General features: G+C 72.4%; 11 protein-coding genes. 5 read left to right on the plus strand and 6 right to left on the minus strand.

Annotation, left to right across the window (positions count from 1 at the left end):
- The first annotated feature begins 342 nt into the window (after nt 1-342).
- Nucleotides 343-594 (plus strand): hypothetical protein, encoded by a 252-nt coding sequence (locus tag RND61_RS30735; protein ID WP_315881446.1) that lies wholly within the window; start codon nt 343-345, stop codon nt 592-594.
- On the opposite strand, the gene RND61_RS30740 is transcribed toward RND61_RS30735, so the two are convergent.
- From RND61_RS30740 to RND61_RS30765, 6 genes are all read right to left on the minus strand, one after another.
- The gene (locus RND61_RS30740) at nt 584-883 is read right to left on the minus strand and encodes a bifunctional DNA primase/polymerase (RefSeq protein ID WP_315881447.1); all 300 of its coding nucleotides are present in this window, start codon (nt 881-883) and stop codon (nt 584-586) included. The genes RND61_RS30735 and RND61_RS30740 overlap by 11 nt on opposite strands.
- Nucleotides 880-1,323, minus strand: a complete 444-nt coding sequence (locus RND61_RS30745; RefSeq protein WP_315881448.1) for a hypothetical protein — start codon at nt 1,321-1,323, stop codon at nt 880-882. Before RND61_RS30745 ends, RND61_RS30740 begins: the two co-directional genes overlap by 4 nt.
- Before the next feature lie 230 nt (nt 1,324-1,553).
- Nucleotides 1,554-1,937: a hypothetical protein gene (locus RND61_RS30750; RefSeq protein WP_315881449.1), complete on the minus strand. Its 384-nt coding sequence runs from the start codon at nt 1,935-1,937 to the stop codon at nt 1,554-1,556.
- The gene (locus tag RND61_RS30755; protein WP_315881450.1) at nt 1,934-2,875 is read right to left on the minus strand and encodes a recombinase family protein; all 942 of its coding nucleotides are present in this window, start codon (nt 2,873-2,875) and stop codon (nt 1,934-1,936) included. Before RND61_RS30755 ends, RND61_RS30750 begins: the two co-directional genes overlap by 4 nt.
- Nucleotides 2,868-3,263 (minus strand): hypothetical protein, encoded by a 396-nt coding sequence (locus RND61_RS30760; protein WP_315881451.1) that lies wholly within the window; start codon nt 3,261-3,263, stop codon nt 2,868-2,870. Before RND61_RS30760 ends, RND61_RS30755 begins: the two co-directional genes overlap by 8 nt.
- Nucleotides 3,260-3,742 carry a hypothetical protein gene (locus tag RND61_RS30765; protein WP_315881452.1) on the minus strand — a complete coding sequence of 161 codons (483 nt, stop codon included), beginning with the start codon at nt 3,740-3,742 and terminating at the stop codon, nt 3,260-3,262. Before RND61_RS30765 ends, RND61_RS30760 begins: the two co-directional genes overlap by 4 nt.
- A 544-nt stretch (nt 3,743-4,286) precedes the next feature.
- Here RND61_RS30765 and RND61_RS30770 point away from each other — a divergent pair.
- The 4 genes from RND61_RS30770 to RND61_RS30785 form a co-directional block, all read left to right on the plus strand.
- Complete coding sequence (locus RND61_RS30770) at nt 4,287-4,499, plus strand: hypothetical protein (RefSeq protein WP_315881453.1); 213 nt, start codon at nt 4,287-4,289, stop codon at nt 4,497-4,499.
- A gap of 361 nt (nt 4,500-4,860) precedes the next feature.
- Nucleotides 4,861-5,088 carry a hypothetical protein gene (locus RND61_RS30775; protein ID WP_315881454.1) on the plus strand — a complete coding sequence of 76 codons (228 nt, stop codon included), beginning with the start codon at nt 4,861-4,863 and terminating at the stop codon, nt 5,086-5,088.
- Between the two features lie 561 nt (nt 5,089-5,649).
- Entirely contained in the window at nt 5,650-6,282 is a 633-nt protein-coding gene (locus RND61_RS30780; RefSeq protein WP_315881455.1) for a hypothetical protein, read from the plus strand.
- A 93-nt stretch (nt 6,283-6,375) separates the two neighbouring features.
- On the plus strand, nt 6,376-6,932 hold a 557-nt coding region (locus RND61_RS30785; protein ID WP_315881456.1), incomplete at its 3' end, for a hypothetical protein.

The following is a 6,932-nucleotide window of genomic DNA, read 5'->3' on the forward strand; positions in this document are numbered from 1 at the left end:
GTGGCACCCGGGTGAACGCGACACGCACCGCGCCCGACGAGGCCGGCCGGATCCCCGGCGAAGAAGACCCTCGCCGCCGCCGGCGAACTCCAGCGCGAGCTGACCTACGACGGACTGCGCGCCGCCGAGGCCAAGGGCGCGAAGGGCGGGCACCGCCCCGCCGTAACGGCCACGAAGACCGCCGACGTACGCACCGCCTACCTGGAAGGCCGCTCCATCGCCGCCCTCGCCCTCGACCACGGCGTCAGCCGCGGTGCCATCCGCACCGCCGTCGCCGACCTCCTGCCCGACCACACCGCCAACGAGGACGACGCCCCCCCGGAGGTGCCGGTCACCCTCGACATGCCGGGCAAGATCGCCGACTACCTCCGCACCACCGAGCTGGAGCCCGCCGAGCGCACCGCGCTCGACCAGGGGGTGGCCGTACGGCGCGGCCAGGGCTACACCCTGCGCGTGACGGCCGTCCCCGCCGTACACCGGCAGCTCCTCGCCCGCTGCCAGCCGCTCGACGGTGGCCACGGAGTTCCGGCTGTTCCGGCCCAGTGCAAGGCCCGCTGCGAGTACGAGCACCGGGTCAGCACGCTCACGCCCTAACCATGATCGTTCTCACCGATAACCGCTGTACCGCTGTTCCCCGAGGCCGGTTGAGGGCCGGGCCGTCGGCCTGGTGCACGTCGAGATCGAGGGCGACCACGCGCGAGGCCCGGCAGCCGACGCCGACGTTCGCGCCGTCGGCGAGCAGCTGCACGAGCGCCGCCGGATCGGTTGTGGCCTCCTCGTGCCAGCCGGGCGCCGGGACCCGGCCGCCGGCGGGCAGATGGAACAGGGCCAGGCCCCGGCTCGCCGCGCGCAGGGCGGCCTCGAAGTCGGTCAGCGTGCTCACGCCGCCGCCTCCTCTTCGTCCTCGTAGCAGCAGCACTCGCCGTACGGGTCGCCACCGCCGCCGGCCCCGCACTCCGGGCAGCCGTACGGGTCGTCGTCTTCGTCGTAGTCGCCGGTCGCGGCCCGCATCTCCTCGTGCCGCCAGCCGGTGCACTGGTACTCGCACCCGCAGCCCTTCTCGCACTCGGGGCAGACCATCCCCATCAGCCAGCCGCACCGGTCGCACAGGACCTGGTTGCGCGGGTCGGCCTGCTCCTGGCGGAGGTAGTCGACCGCCTCGCGGTACGTGTTGATGTCGACGTACTCCGCGAGGTACCGCTCCAGGGTCTCCCGCTCGTCGGCGTCGGGGTGGTCCAGGAGCGCGATGGCGCAGGCGTGCTTGATGCCCAGCTCGTCCTTGAGGGCGGCCAGGGCCTTCTTGCGCGCGTGGTTCTTCGGCATCTCAAGCTCTCGTTTCCGCGGCTGCGGTGATCCCAGACTCACCGGCCGCCAAGAGCGAGGCCAGCAAGGGTGATGCGAGGTGGTGGGCGGCTCGGCGCGGAGCACCTTCGGTGTTGCTCGTCCGGTCTGGGCCAGACGAACCGGGCCGCGAGCCGGGCCCACGGTCTCAGTGACCGCAGGCCCGACTGTAGCGAACGACACCGACACTCAGGGCGTGATCCGGACAGACGTCACGCGGTCTTCGTCCGAACGAGGTCGAGGCAGACGCGGGGGAGGTCGGTGACGGCGTCGAGGTCATCGAGGGTGACGCCGTGGGTGGCGGCCGCCGCCAGGAGCGCGTCGAGGAGCAGGGTCGCGTTCTGGCGCTCGTGCAGCGTGGTCCCGTCGCCCAGCGCGTTGATGCGGGTGGTGGTGATGCCGGGTGCGGGCTGGGTGTCGGGCCCGGCCGGGGTGCGGGCGAGAACCGCGCTCGTCTCGTCAGCGATCTGCCGGTACGCGTCCGCGACAGGCCCCGGAGGAAGGTCGGGGAGGGCGGCGTTCAGCGCGGTGACGGCCCGGTACGCGGCGGTGCGCACCTCCTGGTACGGCGTCGGCGCGTCCTGCTGGTACGTCATGAAGACTTCCTCTCAGCCGCATCGACGCGGCTTTGGTGGATGCGGTGGGCCTTGCGGCCGGCGGGCGACTGCATGAGCGTGGTCACGGAGTGCTCGATCATCGCCAAGTGGACGCTGACCGGCGCGGTGACCCGCACCGAGTAGCCCTGCCCCCGGCGGATCGTCTGCCCGGCGTCGAGCGCCTGGCGGACCGCATCGTCGGCGACGTCGACCAGGGTCTCGGCGACCAGGCCGGGCACGTCGACCACCACGACCGGGTCGGCGTCGGCCGCCGCCTGGTGGTGGCCGCCGTCGGCGACGTCGTCCTGGCCGTCGCCGTCGAGCAGCGTCGACAGGTCGTCGGGCACGTCGCGGGCCCCGGCGGAGTCCAGCACCCGCCGGACGGTCTTGGGGGCGATGCCGTACTGCCGGGCGAGGGCCTTCACGGCGGCGCCCTCGCGGTACGCCTCCACCAGCTCGACCACCTCGCCCTCGTCCAGCGCGGACGGACGACCGAGGGTCTTCCCGGCGGCCTCGGCCGCGGCGACGCCCTCGCGGGTGTTCTCCGAGATCATGTCGCGCTGGAACTCCAGCACGGCCGCGAGCACCGAGACCATCATCTTGGTGCCCGGATCGTCCGAGGCGAGGTCGATCCCGGACAGCAGCCCCGACTCCACCCGAAGGTGCAGCCCGCGCCGGATCAGCACCGGCCGCAGGGCCAGGATGTCCGCGACCGACCGGAACAGGCGGGCCGCGTCGGCGATGCGGATCGTGTCACCGACGGCGGCTTCGTCGAGCAGCTTCTTGAAGCCCACACGGTTCAGGGACAGGACCCGGCTGGAGGTCGCCGGGTCCTCGTAGGCCGGGGCGCCGGCGGCGAGCAGCGGCGCCAGGGCGTGCCGCTGCCGGGCGTCGGTCTGTGAGTCCGTCGAATGCCGCAGGTACAGCCGGTCAGCCACGACGGTCTACCTCGGCGTGCCGGGCGGCGCGCTCGGCACGGTCGCGCTTGACGCGTGCCCAGTCGGCGAGCAGGGCCGCCAGGCGGTGCGTGTCGCCCTGGAGCTCCAGCGGGAGGTAGCGCAGGGCCTCCTGGATCAGACGCAAGGCCGCGCGAGCGGAGAACCCGGGCGGGGACTGGGTACAGGCCCGGTGCGCGCACCGGTCGAGCTGGCCCAGCTCCCGGCGCAGCTCCTTGAGCCGGGTCGGGTCGCCCCCGAGGGTCTTCGTCGTCTTCACCCGCGCGGTGAGCTCCTCGCGGATGCAGCCGTAGACCGAGTTCCAGCGGGCGGCGATGGCCCCGGCCTCGTCGGCGTCGACGCCGTTGTCGATGAGCTGAGCGACGTTCACGCGGCGGCCCCGCCGTCCTCGTCGGCGGCCAGGGCGAGGACGGCGGCGTGCTCGTCGGCGTCCATCCCGATGGGCTTCACGCCCTCGGCCTCGTACCCGAGCCACAGCTTGCGCTGGCCGTCAGCCCACCGGCGCAGCAGGTCGCGGGCCTCGTCGGCGGTGATGTCCAGAGCGGTGGCGACCTGGTCCCAGGTGGCCCCCAGCTCGATGGCCTCGCGCACCCGGCTGGCGCGCTCCATCGCGATGTCCCGGCGAATCGAGGTTCCCAGGGCGAGAGCGGCGAGCGAGTCGCCGGCGTCGCCGCGCTCGATCTCGTACGGGAAGTCGGCGGGGAGCCGCCGGTTCATCAGCCGGTCGGTGTGCTCGGTGAACTTCTCCATCTGCCACATCAGCGGGACGGGCCCGCCGGCCTCGCTGCGGACGTCGTCGGGACGCCGCACGGTCAGCCCGTTCCACCGCTCGTGCTCGCTCGTGCTCACAGAGGTCTCCCTTGGTTCGGCCGCGCCGGGGCGGCGAGGCTTCCGTTCACCACCCTAGGGGGGCGAAATGGGGGGGCGCAAGTACGGAATGGATTCCAATGGATCGGGAGCCCCTGAGAGGCGGGTTTTCATCCGTTTGGGTGATCTGTCCCAATGGATCGTGCGAGGGAGGCTAAAACGACCGTTTCCGCCCCCCGGTGTGAATGGATCACCGATAGGCTGCTGCCCCATCCCGGAAGGACCGCCCGATGCCGAGGCCGACCACCATCACGTGCACCCGCTGCAAGACGAGCGTCCCGGTGCCGGCGGACCGTGACCACCGACCTCTGTGGGATGCCGGGTGGCGCTGGATCTGCTCCCAGGGGCTCTACTCGTGCCCGGACTGCCCGCCCGTGATCGTGGTGGACACGGAAGGTCGGCACCGGCGCGGCCCTGGCGCGGATGCTCCGCTCGCCAGCATCTCCGCGTAGCGGCTCGGATCGGTTTGGCGTCCCGGCCTGTGTCGTCGCCGCGGATGCAGCCCGTCGACCTCCATGCTGATTCCATGAGCACCCGGAAGCTGTGGACGATCGAGCAACTCGATGGAGAGGTCTGGAAGAGGGCCCTGGTCCATGTGCCCTGCAAACAGACGGATGACGAGGCTCGGCAGGCTCTCCGCGACCTCGTCGCCGCCAACTCGCACCTGCCGTGGCGGGCGGTGGAGGTGACTCGGCATCCGGACGGTACCGAGGTGACCACCGTGCTCACGGGCAGGTAGGACCGTTCCCGCCCCCCGATCGGAATGGATTCGGGTAGCGTACGGACTACGCAACGCGAGCTCCCAGGAGGACGACCATGCCCCTGAGCTTCGACCCGCAGCAGGACGCTTTCGGCGTCAGCGACGATGGTCTCCACCACCGCCTCGGGCGCACGCGGTACGCGTTCGACGGGACACCCTTCACTCTCTGCGGGCGGAATGCTGTGGAGCTGTCTGGCCGGGTGGGCATCACGTGCCCTCAGTGCATCGAGGCGCTCACACCCTCCGTCCAAGGTTCCTGAGCCGCACGTTCTGCCGCTCGAAGGCGTCCTCGCTGCGGGGTCGCCTTCGACCGTTGGCGGGCGCCCGTACGATGACCACCGTGACGACCCGCCGCGCTCTCGGAGCTGGCCCCGAAGTTCCCGCCCAGGGTATCCGTGCCGCAGAGGCCGACCTCCTCGCCACCCTGCCCGGGATCTGGCTGCCCGACCTGGACGAGCTGCGGGCCCGTGGCGTCCTCGACGCCCGCCCGGCGAGTACAGCGGCCGAAGATCCAAAACCGGCCCCGCAGGGTGCCGCCTCCGGCGCGTTCTCCGACGCCCGCGTGTGATTGGACGTTGGGGAGCGCCAACGGGGCCCACAGGGGCGCACAGCGGTTTTCGCAGGTCGGCGGCCTGATCACCGGTAACCCGTGTGGCGGATGCCCGATCTGCCCGACTCCGCATGTGACGTCATGGCGTCATGGCCCCGTGGCGTCACGGTGGCACCCGGGACAGCCGTCCCCCACGGGAGACCGATGATCACACCGGGTACCCCGGGTACCCGCCCGCCGCCGGCCACCAGCTCCACCCGCCCGGAGGGCGCCCGCAGATCGACATCTCCCTGCATCTCTACTTCCCGCCCGCACGCAATGCCCGTGGTGGACCGGCCCCCGGCCCGGCCTGGGGGAAGAAGCCACCGGTCCCCGGGCTTCCTCCACCACCAGGCGGTGGGCGGCGCGCGGAAGCGTCATGACCAGCGGCGCCCGCGCGGCGGTGGCTTCTTCCTCCCACGACGGCCGCGAGCCCGAGACGCAAGCGAGTGAGCCTGCTATCTCGCGCGCGGTGGGGCGGTCCCGGAAGTCCCACAAAGCCCGCGACGGTAGCGGCAGCCGTCTGTACGGTCCGCGCCCATGACAGACACCAATGCGACTCAGCCCGCCCGCCGCCGCCCGCGCCGCCGGGGTCGCCCCTCCCTGCTGACCCCGACGGTGATGGACCTCCTCACCCGGGCGACGGCCGTGGGCCTGCCGATGACGCAGGCCGCCGACGCCGCCGGGGTCGGGCGATCGACCTTCCTGCGTTGGATGAGCGAGGGCGAGGACCTGGTCGAGGAGAAGCAGGGCGGGCAGCTCGACGTGAACTCGCCCGATATCCGCGCGGCGCTCTACGCCCGGGTCACCCGCGCCCGTGCGGCGGCGGCCGTCCGCGCCACCGGCCACATCGAGGAGGCGGCCCGCGGCGCCGTCGTCTCCGAGACCTACCGGACGTGGACCGACCCCGTCACCGGCGAGCACCGCAGCGAGCGACGCGTCCGCCGGCGGCCGGGCGACTGGCACGCGTCGGCCTGGCTCCTCGACCGGTTCGACCCGAACCCGAAGTCGCTCGACGAGCTGCTGGATGAAGAGGACGCACGGCAGCGCGCCCGGGAGACCCCGATGGAGCGCGCCCTGACCCCGCACCTCCAGGACCTCGCGCAGCGCCTGCAGAAGACCCTCGCGCAGTACCAGGAGGAGGACGGCACGCCACCCGAGCCGCGCTCGTGACGCGCAGTCGTACACCTCTGGCACTGTTGCCCCCGCCGGGTTTCGTGGGGACGGAACTCCGGCCCGCGCCGGGGCGCCTCGTAGGGTTCCCGGATGACCACCAGCACGACACCAGAGCCGCTCGACAACGACGACCAGGAGCACGGCGAGCCCGTCGCGACGTACGAGACGGTGCGCGTCCGCGACCGCCTGGTGCAGCGCACCTGCGGGTGGTGCGGCGTCGTCCTGCGGTACGGCGGCGTCGGCCGGCCGCCCAAGTTCTGCTGCGACGACCACCGCAAGAGGTGGCACGAGCGGGAGAACGCGAAGAAGGCGCTCGGCCTCGACACGACGCCCCCGGAGCCCGTTCGTGAGGTCATCGAGCGCACCGAGACTCGCGTGCGTACGGTCGTCCGCAAGGGCCCCACGGTGCTCCAACCGGTTCCCGCGCGTCCCGAACCGGGACAGGCGAACCTGCGCTTCCCGGAGACGATGGAGGACTGGCACACCATGCTCGCCCTGCTCCAGGTCGACGCCTCCAAGCTGCGCGGGCACCCCCGCGAGAACGAGCTGCGCGTCCTGCTGCGCGAGCTGGTCACCGACGACTTCCCCGGCACCGTGGAGTCGGCCCCGCCCCGGACGGTCGACGGCTGGTACGCGCACCTGCGCCA

It is taken from the genome of Streptomyces tamarix (assembly GCF_032423885.1).
Taxonomy (GTDB): domain Bacteria; phylum Actinomycetota; class Actinomycetes; order Streptomycetales; family Streptomycetaceae; genus Streptomyces; species Streptomyces tamarix.